General features: G+C 64.7%; 1 protein-coding gene. It reads right to left on the bottom strand.

Going from position 1 to position 442, the window contains the following annotated elements; genetic code table 11:
* Positions 1 to 401: LysE family translocator (locus FQ705_RS02875; RefSeq protein ID WP_144137950.1), on the bottom strand; the 401-nt coding region annotated here is incomplete at its 3' end.
* Positions 402 to 442 lie beyond the last annotated feature (41 nt).

Below are 442 nucleotides of genomic sequence, written 5' to 3'. Positions count from 1 at the left end.
GTGGTGGCGGCGGTCAGCACCATCATCCAGGCCTTCAGGTTAACGAGCTGGAACAGCGCGGCCTCGACGCAGGTCAGCGGGCGCGACTTGCCCTGGTTGGCGTTCACCTGGCCCGAGGTGCCGATCTTCCAGGCCAGGTAGAGCAGATAGGCGATGCTGGCGACCTCGAGCACCGTGTAGAGCAAGGGCAGTTGCGCGAAGGCCTCGCCCAGGCCGAAACCCACCGCCACCATCATGATCGCCACCCCCGTGCTGATGCCGACCATGTGCGGCAGCGTGCGACGGAAGCCGAAATTGACGCCGGATGCCAGCAGCATGGTGTTGTTCGGGCCTGGCGTGATCGACGTCACGAGTGCGAACAGCATGCCGGCCGGCAGCGCGCTCAGGGTGATGATGTTCATGGATGCCTCTCGAGACCGGGAATGGGAAACAGTCGGGGAAG

This window comes from Paraburkholderia sp. BCC1884 (genome assembly GCF_900996225.1).
Classification (GTDB): domain Bacteria; phylum Pseudomonadota; class Gammaproteobacteria; order Burkholderiales; family Burkholderiaceae; genus Paraburkholderia.
The sequence above is the reverse complement of the archived record's forward strand: the minus strand, read 5'-3'. Positions and strand labels throughout refer to the sequence as shown.